General features: G+C 44.0%; 11 protein-coding genes and 1 pseudogene. 3 read left to right on the forward strand and 9 right to left on the reverse strand.

Annotated features, from left to right (window positions below):
• Positions 1-21: 21 nt before the first annotated feature.
• Positions 22-1,407: a dihydrolipoyl dehydrogenase gene (lpdA, locus tag gpAD87_RS28650; RefSeq protein ID WP_064642222.1), complete on the reverse strand. Its 1,386-nt coding sequence runs from the start codon at positions 1,405-1,407 to the stop codon at positions 22-24.
• 390 nt (positions 1,408-1,797) lie between these two features.
• Between lpdA and gpAD87_RS28655 the strand changes: the two genes are divergently transcribed.
• Positions 1,798-2,367, forward strand: a complete 570-nt coding sequence (locus tag gpAD87_RS28655) for a TetR/AcrR family transcriptional regulator (RefSeq protein ID WP_064642224.1) — start codon at positions 1,798-1,800, stop codon at positions 2,365-2,367.
• Between the two features lie 452 nt (positions 2,368-2,819).
• Here the strand turns inward: gpAD87_RS28655 and gpAD87_RS28660 are convergent, their stop codons facing one another.
• From gpAD87_RS28660 to gpAD87_RS28670, 3 genes and pseudogenes are all read right to left on the reverse strand, one after another.
• A complete protein-coding gene (locus gpAD87_RS28660) occupies positions 2,820-3,527 on the reverse strand; it encodes a DNA alkylation repair protein (protein WP_064642226.1) in 708 nt (235 codons plus the stop codon).
• A gap of 245 nt (positions 3,528-3,772) precedes the next feature.
• Entirely contained in the window at positions 3,773-4,480 is a 708-nt protein-coding gene (locus gpAD87_RS28665; protein WP_064642228.1) for a DUF7832 domain-containing protein, read from the reverse strand.
• Between the two features lie 366 nt (positions 4,481-4,846).
• A pseudogene (locus gpAD87_RS28670) lies at positions 4,847-5,539 on the reverse strand (5-methyltetrahydropteroyltriglutamate--homocysteine methyltransferase); the annotation flags it as partial.
• Positions 5,540-5,744: 205 nt separating this feature from the next.
• Between gpAD87_RS28670 and gpAD87_RS28675 the strand changes: the two are divergent.
• Positions 5,745-5,981 (forward strand): DDE-type integrase/transposase/recombinase, encoded by a 237-nt coding sequence (locus tag gpAD87_RS28675; protein ID WP_064642230.1) that lies wholly within the window; start codon positions 5,745-5,747, stop codon positions 5,979-5,981.
• Positions 5,982-6,063: 82 nt separating this feature from the next.
• On the opposite strand, the gene gpAD87_RS28680 is transcribed toward gpAD87_RS28675, so the two are convergent.
• The 4 genes from gpAD87_RS28680 to gpAD87_RS28695 all read right to left on the reverse strand — a co-directional run bounded on the left by gpAD87_RS28680 (position 6,064) and on the right by gpAD87_RS28695 (position 10,930).
• Positions 6,064-7,416 carry a hypothetical protein gene (locus gpAD87_RS28680; RefSeq protein ID WP_157258599.1) on the reverse strand — a complete coding sequence of 451 codons (1,353 nt, stop codon included), beginning with the start codon at positions 7,414-7,416 and terminating at the stop codon, positions 6,064-6,066.
• A 539-nt stretch (positions 7,417-7,955) separates the two neighbouring features.
• Positions 7,956-9,116 (reverse strand): cobalamin-independent methionine synthase II family protein, encoded by a 1,161-nt coding sequence (locus gpAD87_RS28685; RefSeq protein ID WP_064642233.1) that lies wholly within the window; start codon positions 9,114-9,116, stop codon positions 7,956-7,958.
• Between the two features lie 242 nt (positions 9,117-9,358).
• Complete coding sequence (locus gpAD87_RS28690) at positions 9,359-9,928, reverse strand: SF0329 family protein (protein ID WP_064642236.1); 570 nt, start codon at positions 9,926-9,928, stop codon at positions 9,359-9,361.
• A gap of 15 nt (positions 9,929-9,943) precedes the next feature.
• Positions 9,944-10,930, reverse strand: coding sequence for a tRNA dihydrouridine synthase (locus tag gpAD87_RS28695; protein ID WP_064642238.1), 987 nt, complete (start codon positions 10,928-10,930; stop codon positions 9,944-9,946).
• Positions 10,931-11,482: 552 nt separating this feature from the next.
• Here gpAD87_RS28695 and gpAD87_RS28700 point away from each other — a divergent pair.
• Positions 11,483-11,689: a DUF2536 family protein gene (locus gpAD87_RS28700; protein ID WP_064642240.1), complete on the forward strand. Its 207-nt coding sequence runs from the start codon at positions 11,483-11,485 to the stop codon at positions 11,687-11,689.
• A 95-nt stretch (positions 11,690-11,784) separates the two neighbouring features.
• On the opposite strand, the gene gpAD87_RS28705 is transcribed toward gpAD87_RS28700, so the two are convergent.
• On the reverse strand, positions 11,785-16,248 hold the full coding sequence (locus tag gpAD87_RS28705; protein ID WP_064642242.1) for an endo-1,4-beta-xylanase: 4,464 nt from the start codon (positions 16,246-16,248) through the stop codon (positions 11,785-11,787).
• Positions 16,249-16,647 lie beyond the last annotated feature (399 nt).

Below are 16,647 nucleotides of genomic sequence, written 5' to 3' on the forward strand. Positions count from 1 at the left end.
GTGTATGGTTAAATTTGCTGACTATTTTTGCTTTTTCATTTTGGTGACCGTGTTCTCGGAAGCCTCCATAATCACTTCTCCCAACGTGGGATGAGGGTGAATCGTCATGGCCAGATCCTCTACGGTTGCACCCATCTCAATTGCAAGTGCGAGCTCCGATATCAGTGTGGACGCCTCCACGCCAACGATTTGCGCACCAATGACAATTCCCGAGGTTGGGTCAGCCACAATTTTTACAAATCCTTCGGTTTCCCTTAATGCCAATGCTCTTCCGTTGATCCCAAAAGAAGATTTTCCGATAACCACCGGAATAGCCTGTGCTTTGGCTTCCGTCTCACTTACTCCAACACTGGATAGCTCCGGTTCCGAAAAGACAACAAGCGGGATCACCTTGTAATCCACTTTGGAGGTAAGACCCGCAATGGCCTCTGCTGCTACTTTTGCTTCATAGGAGGCCTTGTGAGCGAGTGCCGGACCAGCCGTAATATCTCCAATGGCATAAATGTGCGGAATAACCGTCCTGCACTGTTCATCCGTCTCAATCAGTCCCTTGTTCGTTACGGACACACCTATGCGTTCCAGTCCTAACTGGCCGTCTGTATTGGGTTTCCTGCCGATTGTGACCAATACATATTCCGCCGTGACTTGGTGCTGCTCTTGATTTTTCGAATAATGCAGTGTAATGGAATCAGCCTTCTGCTCCACCTTTTCAGCAATCGCTCCGGTTACGATGTGGATGCCATCCGCCTTCAATTGTTTGACTACAGGTGCTGCAAGTTCCGCCTCGAATCCGGGCAATACTTGTGCTCCACCCTCCAGAATCGTTACCTTTGTTCCGAATTTGGCATACATCTGTCCAAGTTCCACACCAATATACCCTCCGCCGATCACAACCAGACTACTCGGAACCTCCTGCAGAGACAGTGCTTCTGTGGAAGATAAGATACGACCTCCAACTGGAAATGCTGGCAGCTCAATTGGACGAGATCCCGTTGCCAGTATGAGGTTTTTAAAAGAAATGCTTTGCTCCTGTCCAGCTTGCTGAATCATCGCTGTGTGCTCATCCACCAGACTGGCCTCTCCTTCGAGAATGGTCACACCCGCAGTCTTCAATAAATAGTGGACGCCACCTGCCTGTTTATTCACAACCCTCTGTTTAAAATCCTGAGTAATCTTAAATGTCTCTGCCGCATCAACTTGATTGAACGGTCTAAACAATTCATAGCGATGTGATTCCGCAATTAATGCTTTGGATGGTATGCAACCCACATGCGTGCAGACCCCGCCGAGCTGTTTACGTTCAACAATTGCCGTCTTCATCCCCAGTTGCGAAGAACGAAGCGCCGCCACGTATCCTCCCGGACCTGATCCAATAACTAACGTATCTACAAATTCAAGTTTACTCATATCCTGATACCTCCCGATTTGAAGCCGATTTAAAATATGATGATCGTAATATATTATAACCATCATATTTTGAGACAGTCAACAACCGTATTTGGCCCTTTTGTAAATCAACAGACATCCAGTCGCCAAATTGACAGGCTTTATTATGATGACTATAATATTTTAAAAGTATAAAAATTGAACTACAAATTTACACGAGAACGGAGAGGACAGAAATTACCTGAGGAAGCGAAGCGTTCGCCTTTATCACCGGATTCCCCCTTTTGAGAAAGGGATTCAAAAAATCTGGGGATAACAGCGATCAGAAGGTTGTTCTGTCATCGGAGTGCAAGGTGTAAATATTCTTTAGTTCAATTGCTATAGAATGATGAAGTTATGGAGTGAATGATAATGCCCTATCCCAAAGGCCATAAAATAAAAGTACGAGGTAAAATTGTTGAGAGTGCTGCTCGGGCTTTTCGCACCAACGGTATCCAGGACGTCAGTGTACCGTTCATTATGAAGGGTGCCGGATTGACTCATGGAGGGTTCTATTCGCACTTTGACAACAAGGAACAGTTGGTCGCCGAAGCCTGCGAATATGCCATCAGCGATACCATCGCACTTCTTCAGAAAGTCGCGGATCAGGAAGAGCAAAATCCAAAAATCAATACAGTCATTGATTATTATCTCAGTCCCTACCACCGCGACAAAACGGAAATGAGCTGTATATTCCCTGCCCTTTCCGGCGAAATATCTCGCTCCTCCGAAGAAGTTCGGCAGGTATTCACTCATGAACTGGACAGGATGGTTACTTTTATCTCCGACCTGGCAGATATGGATGTATCAACAAGTCGTGCACTGTTTAGTACATTAGTCGGCTCACTTGTTCTTGCACGCTCTGTTAATGATCCTGAACTAAGCGACAGCTTTCTCGCGGCGGGCAGGCAGCAAGCCAAAGAAATGGTTAGAAGTAATTAAAAAGTAAACGCTCCGGGCCCTTATAAAATGCGTAACTTTGATGCTGTTTAATTTTTGTTATTCAGCAGTAAGCACAAAAAACACGCCTATAAATGGCGTGTTTTCTCTTATTTGTTTTCAACTAAATAATGCTTCATACTAGCCGCCGTAACGCTCTTTTCGATACACTGTACTGGGGAATTATCATGCCAACGGTTTGCTGATTGTAGCGCTGCTGTCCAATAAAGACAAATAGACCGCCCTCTGGCTAAGGGATGCGGTCTATTTAGTCGGTACCCTGCTTGTTAAGCCCACCGCCCTTAAAAGCGGCTATTGCATCAGAGAGTCGTGTTAGCGCACGGCTCTCTTTGCATTATAAGCTGTTTCTGTCCTTATTATAACATGGTGATTGTGGATTTCAATTCGCAGATTCGGACGTTCTCTATGCCAAAACTGACGATAAGGCGAAAGCATCAGCACCTTACATATTTACGCTTGAATCCAGTTCGCCCTTTTTCAACTGCCTTTTGAATATTTTCGGAAGCTTGCAGGAAATTGCTCTTAGGTTTGTCCTTGTTGACTTCAACAGGTCCTACGGCCTGGGCTGTCTCCACTGCCTGATCGTGCAGCGGTTGATAGGATGTCGCGACGGTGTACAGGAAGTTGTTCATCGAATATTTCGTTCGTTCCGGAGATTCGTGAATGGTCTGTTCAACCTGTTGAAGCATATCTCTCAGCTTGTTTTCGGAGAATTCGCTATCTTTCCGGCTACCGAGTAACCAGCAATAACAGCTCCAGCCTGCAGACATTTTCAAATCATCCCCGCTCGCAATCCACTTGTCCGAAACCGCTTGAGCAATATCCGTCTCCGCCAACGTGACGGCAACGATGAAGTCAGAGATCATGTAAAAATAAGCGGCATCGATCCAACGGTCAAAATCAGCTTCGGTCATTGCTTGGGGATTGGCAATCACGCCAGCAAAGTACATGGCATCATAGTTCCCCGTAGCGTAAAGCAGCTCAGCCAAAGGTTGATCCTTTTTTATTTTCTTCGCAATGGGTTTCATCGCCCCGGTTGCTACTCCAAAAAGCGGCTCGTGTGCGCCATTGGACATATATATTTTCTTTGTTCGTTCTTTCCCGAGCGCTTCTAGCTCCTGCATAACCTCTTCCAAATTCATTGTGCATAACTCCTTTTTTATAGGACATATATATTTCTAATTTATCGTTTAGAGGGAATACCACTTGCGAGATGATCCGTACAACAATTTCATTTTCATTGTATCACAGCCTGTTGTCACGCTATACATCCAGATTCCACTATATTTACTCCCATTCCAACATAGGGTATGTACACAAATAACCACTACTCTGAAGAGCATTGGCCCATTACTGATAATTTATTTTCCTTGTTACTATCCTTGGTTTACAGTCTTTGACGACTTTTCCATTCCCAATAACGTTCAGTAATAATTGGCTCAATGATATGATAGTTCTCATTGGAGTCTTGCACATGGTAGACCGTTGGCAATCCAGCTGCCAATGTGTTAGTGAAATCAACAGCCGTGTATAGGTCGTTATGGATATCCAGATATTCGCGAGCAAAGACATCCGCTTCCTCCGACATTTCCTTTGAGCTCAACACACCATCCCAGTTCTTGCGATAGAACTGAGCACCCGTCATTTCATTTCGTTTCACAAGCTCGATATCCGATGCGTCGTTTTTACAGCTTTGTTTGCCGATCATATCGTTTTTGATTAACCAAGTGATGAACATCCCTGTTGGAACATAGGCTTGAGCGATGTCCAGCTCTTTCGGAAAGTCTCCCTCATAATGCCACTTCGCTTTGTCATACACATATATTTCTTTTCCCGGGATCTGAAACAAGACCTCTCTCTGCGCTTCCACAAAACCTTTAGTTCTCAGTTCACTAGCCAATTCATTCAGCCGATCAACGGTTTCCTGCTTGGTAGGATAGGGTTCGTACGTCGGATTCATCGTCTTCTTATCAGGATATAATCGGCCTTTAATGATATTAAGAATGCATACTTCTGTTGCTTCCGTAATGATCAAATGTCGATAATTCGTAAACGTCTTTCCAGGTTTGATTAATACAAGCTCGATCTTTCCCATCCTCTCACCTCACCAATAATGCTAACAACTCCACATATGTCGAGTGATTAGCGTCCACCCCTATGATATCAAAATTTGGAACGACTAACATGAGTTACTCTATAAAACGTAATCTACTCCGTTTCTCTCCTACAGTGTCTTAATCACCGATCTGAGAAAGAGCCACTTATCGCGCAATACAATGGCGGTCCAGATACATCCTGTGAGGCTGCACTTAGTTATGCTATTCGAGTATAGTCCTGCAACCTTAAGCAAGAAACTACGTTATTTGGGAGAGAAAAGATATATAAAAAATAGAGATGCCTCGCAGGTCCATTTCTGGCCCTACGAGGCATCCCTTTTAGCTCAAGATGTTGCTATTCGAAATTAGTTTTCCCAGTATTGCTTGGCAATCTTTTGACCTTGAACGATTTTGGCCCATTGTTCGGCTTCGCTTAGCTCGTTACCGCCATCGCAGGATGCAAAGCCGCATTGGTGCGAAAGCAACAGACGATCCTTATCGATAATCTTGGAAGCTTCGTCAAGCAGACGAATTACGCGCTCTTCATCATCAAGTGTATTGGTCTTAGATGACAACAACCCTAATACGATTTCCGTTTCAGGTCTGTCCTTGAAAACCTCCAGGGCTTCGATAGAACCCGCACGATCATCATCCCACTCCAGGAAGAAACGATCATATTTCAATTGCTTCAGGAACAGGTTAGCGATTTTCGCGTAAGATCCACCACCCATGTTGCGAGAATCATAGTTGCCGCGGCAATTATGTGTCCACATTTTCAAGCCCAGGCTATGACCGAAGTCAATCACTGTATTGTTAATATCAATAAATTCGGTAGCGAGACCCTGTACTTCCTCTTGATTAATATGCTCCCCTGTAAACGGAGAGTTCGGGTTGTCGTCTGCAAACAGCTCCCACAAACAGTCATCCATTTGCAGGATTTTGCCGCCCACCGCAGCGAATTCTTCCACAAATTCCTTATAAGCTTTCACAAGACCCGCTTTGAGCTCCTGAATATTCTGATAAACAGCGTCAGTACCGCCGATATTATCCGACCAGGAAAAAATTAAACTTTCGTTTGAGAAGAGAGAAAGACAAAAAGAATCAAGAAAGATTATTCTTGACTCTTTTTCGTCTTTTCTCACATTTGAATCCCCAATAATTTCAACTGCTCATTAATCTTAGCTTCAAGCTCGGCAATTTCTTTCCGGTGTTGCTCTAACAGCCTATTCACTTCGGCAAGGTCAATAAAGGGCATACTGTAACTTGGCCAGTATTTTGGATTTGTACACCAAACAAATTGTGGGCTGGAAACTTAGTGATCGGATGACTACGGATCTGGTGATGGATGCATTAAACCAGGCATATGCTGCAAAAAAGCCCGAAATCGGACACATTCACCACACGGATCGTGGAGCACAGTACGCTTCCAAGGAATACCTTCAACAAACTCAACGAGTATGGGATAAAAGCCAGTATGAGCAGGCGTGGAAACTGTTATGACAATGCCTGTATATTGTTGAAGTGCTTCACAGCATCCTGAAACGGGAAATGATCTATTGCATTAATTCGGCATTTAAGATCACTAGTTTCTCATCCATCTATATATTCTAAATACATTTTCCACTATAGAACCAATTAAAATCCAACTAGGTAGTAAAAATAAGACTACCCATTTCATTATTACATTTTCAAGTATTGGAGTATGGGAAGATAATAAAACCAAAAAAACTGTAAAGAAAATAATCACAGCACCGGCTGAATAATACCTTCGTTTCCATGTAGATTGTGAGTAAGTCCTTATTAAAGAAACAAATGTATATATAAGCAAGAGAAAAGTTAGTCCAATCGCTATTAAATCTTCTGCAACCTTTTTATCGCCGTTAACAAAATCAACCAATCCCCGCCAAAGAAGATCAATATAGGTCTTGAAAAACTGATTGCTATTATGGATATTTTGTAAATACCACCACATGAATAATGAGGAAATGATCCCACCACAGATGGCCCTAATGTAATGCCATCTCCCTCCTATTCTCCAGTCTAATATGATAATACTTAGTTCGAGGAGAAATTCCCTCTTTTTCCTATGTAGAGCATTCAACAAGGAATCAATAGAATATCTTCGAAAACACTCATTCCAATGTTCCATTATTGGTTCAGCAAAATATTGAGAAAATAATTCAAACAGCCTGAAACCTTTATCAGCAACTGTCGGCATAGTCAAAATAAGACCAAAAACAATTGATGCGACTGTCACAGCGTTTGGGGTTGACGCTGTGGACAGTGTGAGGTTTATTTGATACGCACTGAAAACGGTAACTCCCCCAAGTATCATAAGCCATAATACAAACTGACGATATGTTCTTATTAATTCATTAGCTGTTCCGTAACTAAACAAAAACGAAGTTATAATAAATGAAGCAGAAATCGAATAAATACTAAGCTTGTTAATTGAATGATTGGTAAGTTCATATCCACCTTTTGCAAAAATATATGCTATTGCTATAAATAGGATAATGCATAGAGAAATACAAATAGTTAAAAAGTAAATGGCCCCACGAATGAGCTCTCTTCTCGGTCTTGAAATAACAATTGATACATACATCACATATAAAACTCCAGGTAAACTAAAAGATTCATTTCGGAAGTTTAGTAAAACGACTCCTGTAAAACAGACAAATAAAAAAATTGAAGGTGTGAGAAGAGTAATTCCAGTAAATAAGTACTCTGTTTTTATAAATAATGAGAGGACACATAATCCAAGAAACGAACCTGTAACTCCAAGTACCGATGAAATAATAGCGTTAAATAAAAAATGAACACAGAATCTTATAACGTGTTGTAAATTTCGTTGTTGATTAAACCGAAGTAATAAACTATCAAAAAAGACTGACATTATAATAAAAAAATTCTCAATAGATGCCCGCACAAACATTATCGCCCACCCCATATGAAAAATTTATAAAATATCATAGTGTTTGAACATCACTTTTCATTCATTAAGGTAAATTCCTCTAATTGGCTTCATATTCTTGCGAATCACAAGACAGATCTGAAGTTCTCTCATTAAGTGGTGTTCCTTCCTGTGATTCACTACAAGGCCTTCTTTGCTAAAGCGGCTCTCATACGTTTGTAGCCGAAATAAGGACGGAGTCGGTTGATACCTAAAATGTTTCTTCTTCCAGCGTCCCCGGTAATCCTCAAAACTCTCTCCGTTTTGGCTTTTACAAACCCATGTGATAATCTGGCTTTAGCTCTTAATCCAAACTTCTACATGATCCGACTGTACGCCCTACCTTCTTCCACCCTCAGACAAACGGCTTCTGTCCTCGCTGACATAACAAAAATCCCCTCCGGTATCCAGTTTTTGAGTTCATTGTAAAATGTACTCTTTTTCACTGTCTACCATGAGGGGCTGATACCATTTGTAGCCCTACGAATCATCCCTTTTATCTAAATGAGTTGCATATTGAATTAATTGCCCCAGTATTGCTTGGCAATCTTCTGTCCTTGAACGATTTTGGCCCATTGTTCGGCTTCGCTTAGCTCGTTACCGCCATCGCAGGATGCAAAGCCGCATTGGTGCGAAAGCAACAGACGATCCTTATCGATAATCTTGGAAGCTTCATCAAGCAGACGGATTACGCGCTCTTCATCATCAAGTGTATTGGTCTTAGATGACAACAACCCTAATACGATTTCCGTTTCAGGTCTGTCCTTGAAAACCTCCAGGGCTTCGATAGAACCCGCACGATCATCATCCCACTCCAGGAAGAAACGATCATATTTCAATTGCTTCAGGAACAGGTTAGCGATTTTCGCGTAAGATCCACCACCCATGTTGCGAGAATCATAGTTGCCGCGGCAATTATGTGTCCACATTTTCAAGCCCAGGCTATGACCGAAGTCAATCACTGTATTGTTAATATCAATAAATTCGGTAGCGAGACCCTGTACTTCCTCTTGATTAATATGCTCCCCTGTAAACGGAGAGTTCGGGTTGTCGTCTGCAAACAGCTCCCACAAACAGTCATCCATTTGCAGGATTTTGCCGCCCACCGCAGCGAATTCTTCCACAAATTCCTTATACGCCTTCACAAGACCCGCTTTGAGCTCCTGAATATTCTGATAAACAGCGTCCGTACCGCCGATATTATCGGACCAGGAGAGTTCACCAAAAATATGGGATGGCGATGGAACGCAAAGTTTCGTTTGCTGGTCACCCGCCGTGTCTTGCAGTTGTTTAAACAGTTGAATGAAATGATGATTTTTACCGCTCAATTCGCCCGTTATGCGCAGGCCAATATCTTTACGTGTTTCATATTTTGAAGAGCCATCCACATCACGGAAAAAATAGCCATGGTCTGCAATATAACGCTCAACTCCACCAAAGCCCCACACAAAATCCAGATGCCACATCGATTTGGAGAACTCTCCATCTGTAATGATTGACAGGTCATGCTCGATTTCCTTTTTCACCACTTGTTTGATAGCCTCAGTCTCGCATTTTTCATAACCTTCAAAACTCTCATAGAATGGATATTTGATATCATCACGATGTTCAATTTGCGTTTTATATGTCAGCAGCTCATCAGGACGCAACAAACTACCTACGATCTGGAACTTATCAGTCATGTCAAAAACCCCCTCGTTGTATACTATTATCATATCATGCAGAACGAGGTTGGCTGAGATACTTAAATGCCATAACTAGTTATAGTTAAAAGCTATAGCAGAAAAAAATCGAACAAAAAAAAGTAGACTTTCCAACATTTCGAAGGTTGAAGTCTACTTGATCATATCTTCTCTTGTTAAGCTAATGTTCAGTAGGACCACCCTTGACACAGGGTACTCCGTCATTGAGATTCATTAAATTTTTACAACGTACTACGCCTTAATTCATAAAAATACTGCACAGCTGGATGCTTTAACTTTATCTGCTCGGACATATTTAGGATTCGCTTTTTACCAACTCGTCTGTCTATCAAAGCCAGAACATTCAACAAGATATCGTTGCTCTCCAGATTATCCTCTATCGAAGTAGATAGAAACGTCGTAGCTACAACGGTAAAATTAGATTTACTTAATACGGCCTGCGCTGAAAGGAGCTCTTTGGCATGTCCTGAACTTTTTCTGCTTCTTGCTATGACTTGAAGACGATCCTCTGGAACGGTCCCTTTGGTATCTTTTCTGACGGCTTCAATCTCTTCATGACTTACAGGAATCAGGACATCCGGGTCGTTCTTGATCTCCTGCTCCGTCTGATACCATCGGATTAAGCCAGTGATGTCATTCATATTGAGTACGTTCTTTTTATCTACGGTAATGTAACAATTCCCTGATTTATCAGGTGAATAGCGGTAGCTCGTCGCCCGGTATTCGACCCGACCAACCAACGCGGGACTAAGGAAACTCTCCAGTTGCTGCTTCAATTTACTCCAGGACATGTGACCTCCTGTATTCTATTCATTTTCCTCTGCCCCACCATGCTCCATGCTGTCGAATTCATCGAGCAATTCCCGTACTCTAGTCGTTGTTTTGGCGTTCATCAAGCTGTTTCTGAGTTCACTTGCCCCGCGGAATCCACGGACGTAGATTTTGAAAAAGCGGGCCAGCGGGCTGAACGAACGCGAATCGAGCTCTGAATATTGATCATGCAGGTCCAGGTGCAGCCGCAGCAAATGAAGGAACTCCTCTGTGGTATGCTCCCTTGACTCCTTTTCAAAAGCAAACGGATTATGGAAAATGCCTCGTCCAATCATAATGCCATCCACACCGTACTGCTCGGCGAGTTTGAGTCCGGTCGCACGGTCAGGGATATCTCCATTAATGGTTAGCAGCGTATTAGGTGCAATCTCATCCCGAAGTTTCTTAATTTCCGGAATCAGTTCCCAGTGAGCATCGACCTTACTCATTTCCTCTCTTGTACGCAGATGAATGGACAGGTTCACAATATCTTGCTGCAAAATATGAGTTAACCAGTCGCGCCATTCTTCCACCTCGGTGAACCCGAGGCGAGTTTTGACACTGACGGGCAAGCCACCGGCTTTGGCCGCCTGAATGATATCCGCGGCAAGTGCAGGACGGCAGATCAGACCACTTCCTTTTCCATTCTCCGCCACATTGGCGACAGGACAGCCCATATTAATATCGATGCCTTTGAAACCTTCTTTCGCCATCCCGATGCTCATCTCGCGGAAGAACTCCGGCTTGTCTCCCCAAATATGTGCCACAATCGGCTGTTCATCTTCGGTAAACGTCAACCGCCCGCGGACACTTTTGTTCCCCTCCGGGTGACAGTAACTCTCTGTATTCGCAAACTCCGTAAAAAACACATCCGGTCTGCCCGCCTCACTAACGACATGCCGAAACACAACATCTGTCACATCTTCCATCGGTGCCAGTATAAAAAAAGGTCGTGGCAAATCATGCCAAAAATTTTCTTTCATATTAGAAACTCCTCTATATATACCAGGACAGCCTTTGTCCTCATTAATAGTAAAAATCGTAAGCCATACATCTGCAATCGTATCATTTACATTAGCAGATTCGTTGCAATATACACTTTGATGTCCTTGCTTTCTTCTTCACTTATACCATGCAAATGTAACTTCGTTCAAATATCAGTATCTGTTAATGACATCAAGGTGAATAGATCCTACCCCGAAGAGAAGCGTACTCTTCAATAGACTCGCATAAAAAAGAGGGGCGATGCCCCCCTTTGCTAATGGCCGTATGGGTTCGAGTTTTCCTTTTCTCCATTTATCACTCCACCAATTTTACCACGTCTTTAGTTGATTTTCAGCACGGGTTTATTAGTGATTATTTGAAGCATAACTTTATCTTCTCGTTTTGGCCCCCAGTATAGAGATCAGACCGTCTCCATCGTTCTAATGATTCGCTTTGTTCGCTCTTGCCGAACCGGACAAGCTCCTCTACAATAAAAGTTCGGCAGGCTTTTGTACCTGCAAATCGTGACATGGAGGAGGCCTGAATCAAACATGGAAATTACGCTGGATATTATCAAAGACAAAGTCGAATGCTTGCAGGCTTATGACTTCAATGAACTGGAACGGGCAATCGAAGACCGAATCGGAATGAACAAGGCATTGCTGCTTCGGGTGAAGCAGATTCAGCATCAAGTGACGTTCGACCCGCTTCGCAATAAGATGTTATATAGTGCAGTTGTTCATTTTTCTGCAGAGTGATGTACGAGTTTTTTTACTTCGATATGAAATAGTAGAACTACCCCCGTGTGGATTATACGGGGGTAGTCTTTTTTTTTAGCTGGTTTAATTACACTTTACGTGTTCCAGATGCGGTACAGAATCACCGCTGCTTCAGCACGGGTCAATGGTTCGCCTGGCGCAATTTTGCCATCTTTGCCGTTGACGATTCCGTTTCCTACGAGGGAAGTTACACTATCCATCGCGTACGTGGAAATGCTTGCAGCATCGGAATAAGGAGCCAGATTTCCGTTGCCGGCAGATTGCTTACCTGCTGCCTTTAATGCTTTCGCCGTAAGAACCATCATATCTTGACGGGAAATGCTGCTATCTGGTCTGAATGTGTTGTCTTCGAATCCAGAAGCAATTCCAAGTTCTTTGGCAATGGCCACAGCCTGTGCATAGTGAGCAGTTGGCTGTACATCGCTGAAGGCTGCTGTGTTCGTGCCCGACCCCTTCAACTCAAGTGCTCTGACAAGCAAGGTGATAAAGTCGGCCCTCGTGATGGAAGTTGCAGGAGCGAAGCCGTCATCAGAGATTCCTTTAATAATATCGCGTGCAGCCATCGCTTCGACTGCTTGTTTTGCCCACAGGACATTTTGCACATCGGCAAAAGTCTTGGTTACGTAGGCTACTGCATAAGTGCTGAAATGAGTTGTTTTGAACACCATCGAACCGGTTTTAGCATCATAGCGTCCGCTTGGCACGGCTGTTGCATTGCCTTGATTGTCAATGTAAAGAATCACGATTTGATGTGCATTAACAAGCTCCTGTGCAGCAGGCGTGTACGGAACAGATACCGTTACAGGCGCCGCAGGATTGTTCCAGGCAATTAGTCGGTCACCAGCTTTTACGCTTAGATCGATCACCGGACGGCTGCCCACAATAGCGCGAACATCTGCGCCCAGAAGATCTGCTGAGACTTTGTTAATCTGAATAGAGACTTGATCGGCTTGCTCCGTAATATTAGAAAACATATTGGACGGAATTCGAAGTGTTGCATTCTCCGTCTTAAGCACAAACTCAACATTATTGTTGCTTTGCAGGCTGGAAGTCGGCAGTTGCACAACATAGGATTGTGCATTTGCTTGCTTCGGCACGTCGATGGTAACCTGCTTCTTGCCATTTGCACCTGGAGAAGCTTTTTCAATCGCTTTATTCAGGCTGTCGCTTGAAATGGTTGCTGTGGCTGTTCCATTTTCGACTTTAATTACCGGCACAATTACCGAGTCGTCGCTTGGAAGCTGTGGTTGAGGCTGGGGCTGCGAAGTAGTCCCGGAGTTCGATCCGCCACTGCCGCCATTGTTCCCCTCGCTGTTATTGCCGCCACCGTTGTTGCCCCCGCCATTGTTTCCGCCAGAAGAAGGTTTGCCCGTGAGCGTCAATTCACCGAATACGGACGTATCTTGGTAACCTTGACCGGATGGATCGTTCCATGCGTTCACGCTGATTCTGTTGCCGTCTTTGGCATCATTGATCTGCGCATCAAAGCCAATTTTGGCATTGTTCGCAGGCTTAACCTTTTTGAACGGAATCTTCATTTCAACGATGTAGTTGGTACCGGAAACAGAGACTTTGGATTCGAAGCCTGCAGCGATTTCCGCCGGATTAAAGGAAGCTGCGTTCTCGAAGTTCACTCTGTATTGTCCATCATCGTCTTGGAAGTTAGCTGTTTTCCCGTTGTTTTCATCGACGAATACTTCAACGGAATCCTGCTCCCATACATTCGGGTTGGACTTGTTCAGTTGATCATCTCTGACTTGAACCAATACATAGAGATTGTCGTCATCCCAGAGTGCTTTTGCTGTTCCTGTTGCACCTGACCATGCCATTTGCTTTGTATCCAGTTTCAATTCAGGAGCTTTGCTCCATATGCTGTCTACGGAGCCATCAATAGCTGGTGTCCCATAATAAGCGCTTGAGCGCTTGTATTCAAGCTCTTCAGGCGGATTTTCCGTCATGTACTTTTGCGGATCAACCACCGCGTAGAACGCCTCTTTTGCTTGAAAATTCTTATCAAACAAGGTAGGATTCTGCTCGGCTCTCCAGCTGGTGCTGTCATTTAATCCCCAGAAGGTGACACGTGGAATATGCTCGCTGTTCTTCTTATAGAGATCCATAAATTGGGCATACAGATAGGCCTGCTGCTTTGCTTCTTTTTCAGTAATTGTAGAATTGGTACCTGCCATAATGTCCAACTCGGTGACACTGACTTCTACTCCCAAAGAAATGAAACGTTCGAGCGACATCTTGACATTGTCCAATCTCGTGCCCAAATTGTAGTGGGCTTGCATGCCGATGCCATCAATCAGTTTCTCGCCAGGGTGATTTGCGGCGTAATTCTCATTGAGCTCTTTCACCATGCTGTAGATGGCTGTAGCTTTATTTTGGTTGTCATCGTTGTAATCATTGTAGTAAAGCTTGATATCCCAGCCGTTTTCATCAATGACTTCTTTGGCTGCAACGAATGCCTCCTCAAGAAAGTCAGGGCCGATGGCCTGTAGCCAGCCTGAATTACGCAATGCATTTTTCCAGTCTTCCGGATTAGCCGGGTTATCGTTCATGGCTTCGTTGACAACATCCCAGGAAATGACTTGGTCACCAAAATGCTCAACGACCGTTTTAACATGTGTTCTTAGGTTCGTCAGAGCTTCTTCACGACTTAAAGGTTCGCCGTTTGCTGCCGTATAAAGCCAAGTAGGTGATTGCGCATGCCATACGAGCACGTGACCGTGCAAATCTAGGCCCGCATCCTTTACTCTTTGGACTAGAGCATCTTCTGCGGTGAAATCAAATTGTCTGTTCGTGTCATATGCATAATCTGGCTTCATGTCATTCTCAAACGTAACGACATTGTGATGTTTCTTCAGAAGCTTGAGCCGAGTCTCGTCAAAGGTAGACGGATTAACTATGTTCCCGATCAGGAAATCATCCTCGTAAATATCCTTGAGATTAGGTAGATTTTCTTGGATCGGAGGTGCAGCAGCTATGGGTCCCACATATTTTAGAGTAAAGTCATCCAAGAAGAAGGTACGGTTGCCGCCGTCATTGTTTGCTGTTTCAATGTAAGCATTAAGTACGCTTGGAGTAGTGATGAGCGTATACTTACCCGTTAAGTGAACCCACTCCTGATCGGTAACGGTTGCATTTGATGAAACGTTCGCAAAGCCGCTGTCAGCATATTGAACACTAATTCGAAGGGTTGTAGGTGCCTGGCCAGGTGCCATTTTCACCCAAGCGGAGAGCTCGTATTCATGATTCTTTGCCATTTTTCCAGTAGCATCAACCAAGGCTGCATCATATTGTGTCGTAGTCGTCACAAGCAAGCTTTGCTTGCCGCCAGATGTATGATTATCGTCTTCGGAAAGGACTACCGTTTCACGGCCATTTCGTGCTTTGAATCCATCCAGACCATTCTCAAAGTCTGCAGAGATGCCCGTTTTATCTACATTTTCCGGCGCGGTTTGATCAGGGGTTACATCGGTGATAATGACTTCATCAATGTAAATATCCGAGGTTAACGTATTGTCTGATGGTTCAACATAGATGATGACCTCATTCGTTTTGGAAGGGATTTCGTAGCCTTTGGTTTCTAAGAGTGTCCAGTCAGAAGCGGTTACAAGCTTGTTGCCTATAATCCAAGGATACTTCTGATCATCGGCTAATATTTCAGAATTTATTTTGGAAGCCAGATGGAACTGGCCTTCACCCGAACCGAGTCTAACCTTGAGAGAAATATCGTACTTACGGTCGGATTTCATCTTGCCCGTAAGTACGAGGGCAGGAACGGCCTTCTCATCGGCCCGGTTGAAGAACTTCAGAGATTTCGTACCTTCGGAGGCTAAGTTATCAACGACCGCAGTATCCCCGCTCGATCCCCAACCCAGCTTGCCCCATCCATCGGTACTGCCGTCTTCAAAGCTTTGGTTAAGGACTACCGTGGGTTCGACAGGTGTTACTGTCTGGGTGATCGTGATATTCCCGATATAGAAAGAGACACCCTTACCTGCTTCATCAGACTTGATTCGCAGAGCTGTATTCTCCACACTGTTAACGGAGAGATCGGCGGATAGCGTAATGTCTTGTCCTGCTTTAAAGTCAGCAGAGCTAATTCCAGTGTATGCCTCAGATCCAGCAACGCCCTTATTGCTTACAATTTCCAGAACGGCTTTCCCGTCTGCAGGTGGGTTATCATCAGTATCGACATATACGGAAGCGGTTACAGAATACTCTTTGCCAACTGACAAACCAAGGTCATCAAAAGCGAGGTCCACGCCATCCCAGTTATTAGAACGGTTACTAACTTGTAGAGCCGCTCCATCATCATTGCCTTCAAACGGCTTGCCTGTTACAGCGTCCAGCTGGGCACCGCCTGATTGACTTGCCTTGCCTTGACCATTCTGGAATGTTTCCTGATACACAATTTGTGAATTAGTTGCCACTAGATCTGCAGCGCTAACTGCCGGAGCTATCAAGCCGCCCGGAAGAAGCAGAGCCGCTGCGAGTAACCCGGAAACGACCTGCTTAAATGATTTCCTCATTCGAAGCATTCCCTCCACACCAAATTTTTTATTAAATTTATAAAGCGCTTACATAACTTGCTGTAGCGAGCCTCCTTTCACCCCAAATAATACCACTTCATAAAAGAGAAATCTTACCCCAAATTAAAGGTGAATCTTAGTTTTTTACAGCACTATACCAAGACTGATAATTGTACGGACATGCTCTTCGTTCCGCTGACCAGGCCGCGGCAGATAAATTCGTCGCAGCACTCACAACAGATCGCCTCTTAATAATGCCTACCACCAGCCATACTTAAAAAAGATCAAAAGGAACAGGATTTCCCTGCTCCTTCGCTATGTGAAACTTCTTTCTCTCATCAAACGTAAATTCACAAGGTATAATGAAGTCAGATGACCGTTCAGCATGATCTTATGACC

The sequence above is a fragment of the Paenibacillus sp. AD87 genome, from assembly GCF_001659845.1.
In the GTDB taxonomy this organism is placed as follows: Bacteria; Bacillota; Bacilli; order Paenibacillales; family Paenibacillaceae; genus Paenibacillus; species Paenibacillus marchantiae.

What these genes read in the sequence shown, in the direction of transcription:
- gpAD87_RS28680 (WP_157258599.1), bottom strand. Translation starts at nt 7,416, where the DNA reads ATGTTTGTGCGGGCATCTATTGAGAATTTTTTTATTATAATGTCAGTC.
- gpAD87_RS28690 (WP_064642236.1), bottom strand. Translation starts at nt 9,928, where the DNA reads ATGTCCTGGAGTAAATTGAAGCAGCAACTGGAGAGTTTCCTTAGTCCC.
- gpAD87_RS28695 (WP_064642238.1), bottom strand. Translation starts at nt 10,930, where the DNA reads ATGAAAGAAAATTTTTGGCATGATTTGCCACGACCTTTTTTTATACTG.
- gpAD87_RS28655 (WP_064642224.1), top strand. Translation starts at nt 1,798, where the DNA reads ATGCCCTATCCCAAAGGCCATAAAATAAAAGTACGAGGTAAAATTGTT.
- gpAD87_RS28665 (WP_064642228.1), bottom strand. Translation starts at nt 4,480, where the DNA reads ATGGGAAAGATCGAGCTTGTATTAATCAAACCTGGAAAGACGTTTACG.
- gpAD87_RS28685 (WP_064642233.1), bottom strand. Translation starts at nt 9,116, where the DNA reads ATGACTGATAAGTTCCAGATCGTAGGTAGTTTGTTGCGTCCTGATGAG.
- gpAD87_RS28705 (WP_064642242.1), bottom strand. Translation starts at nt 16,248, where the DNA reads ATGAGGAAATCATTTAAGCAGGTCGTTTCCGGGTTACTCGCAGCGGCT.
- lpdA (WP_064642222.1), bottom strand. Translation starts at nt 1,407, where the DNA reads ATGAGTAAACTTGAATTTGTAGATACGTTAGTTATTGGATCAGGTCCG.
- gpAD87_RS28700 (WP_064642240.1), top strand. Translation starts at nt 11,483, where the DNA reads ATGGAAATTACGCTGGATATTATCAAAGACAAAGTCGAATGCTTGCAG.
- gpAD87_RS28660 (WP_064642226.1), bottom strand. Translation starts at nt 3,527, where the DNA reads ATGAATTTGGAAGAGGTTATGCAGGAGCTAGAAGCGCTCGGGAAAGAA.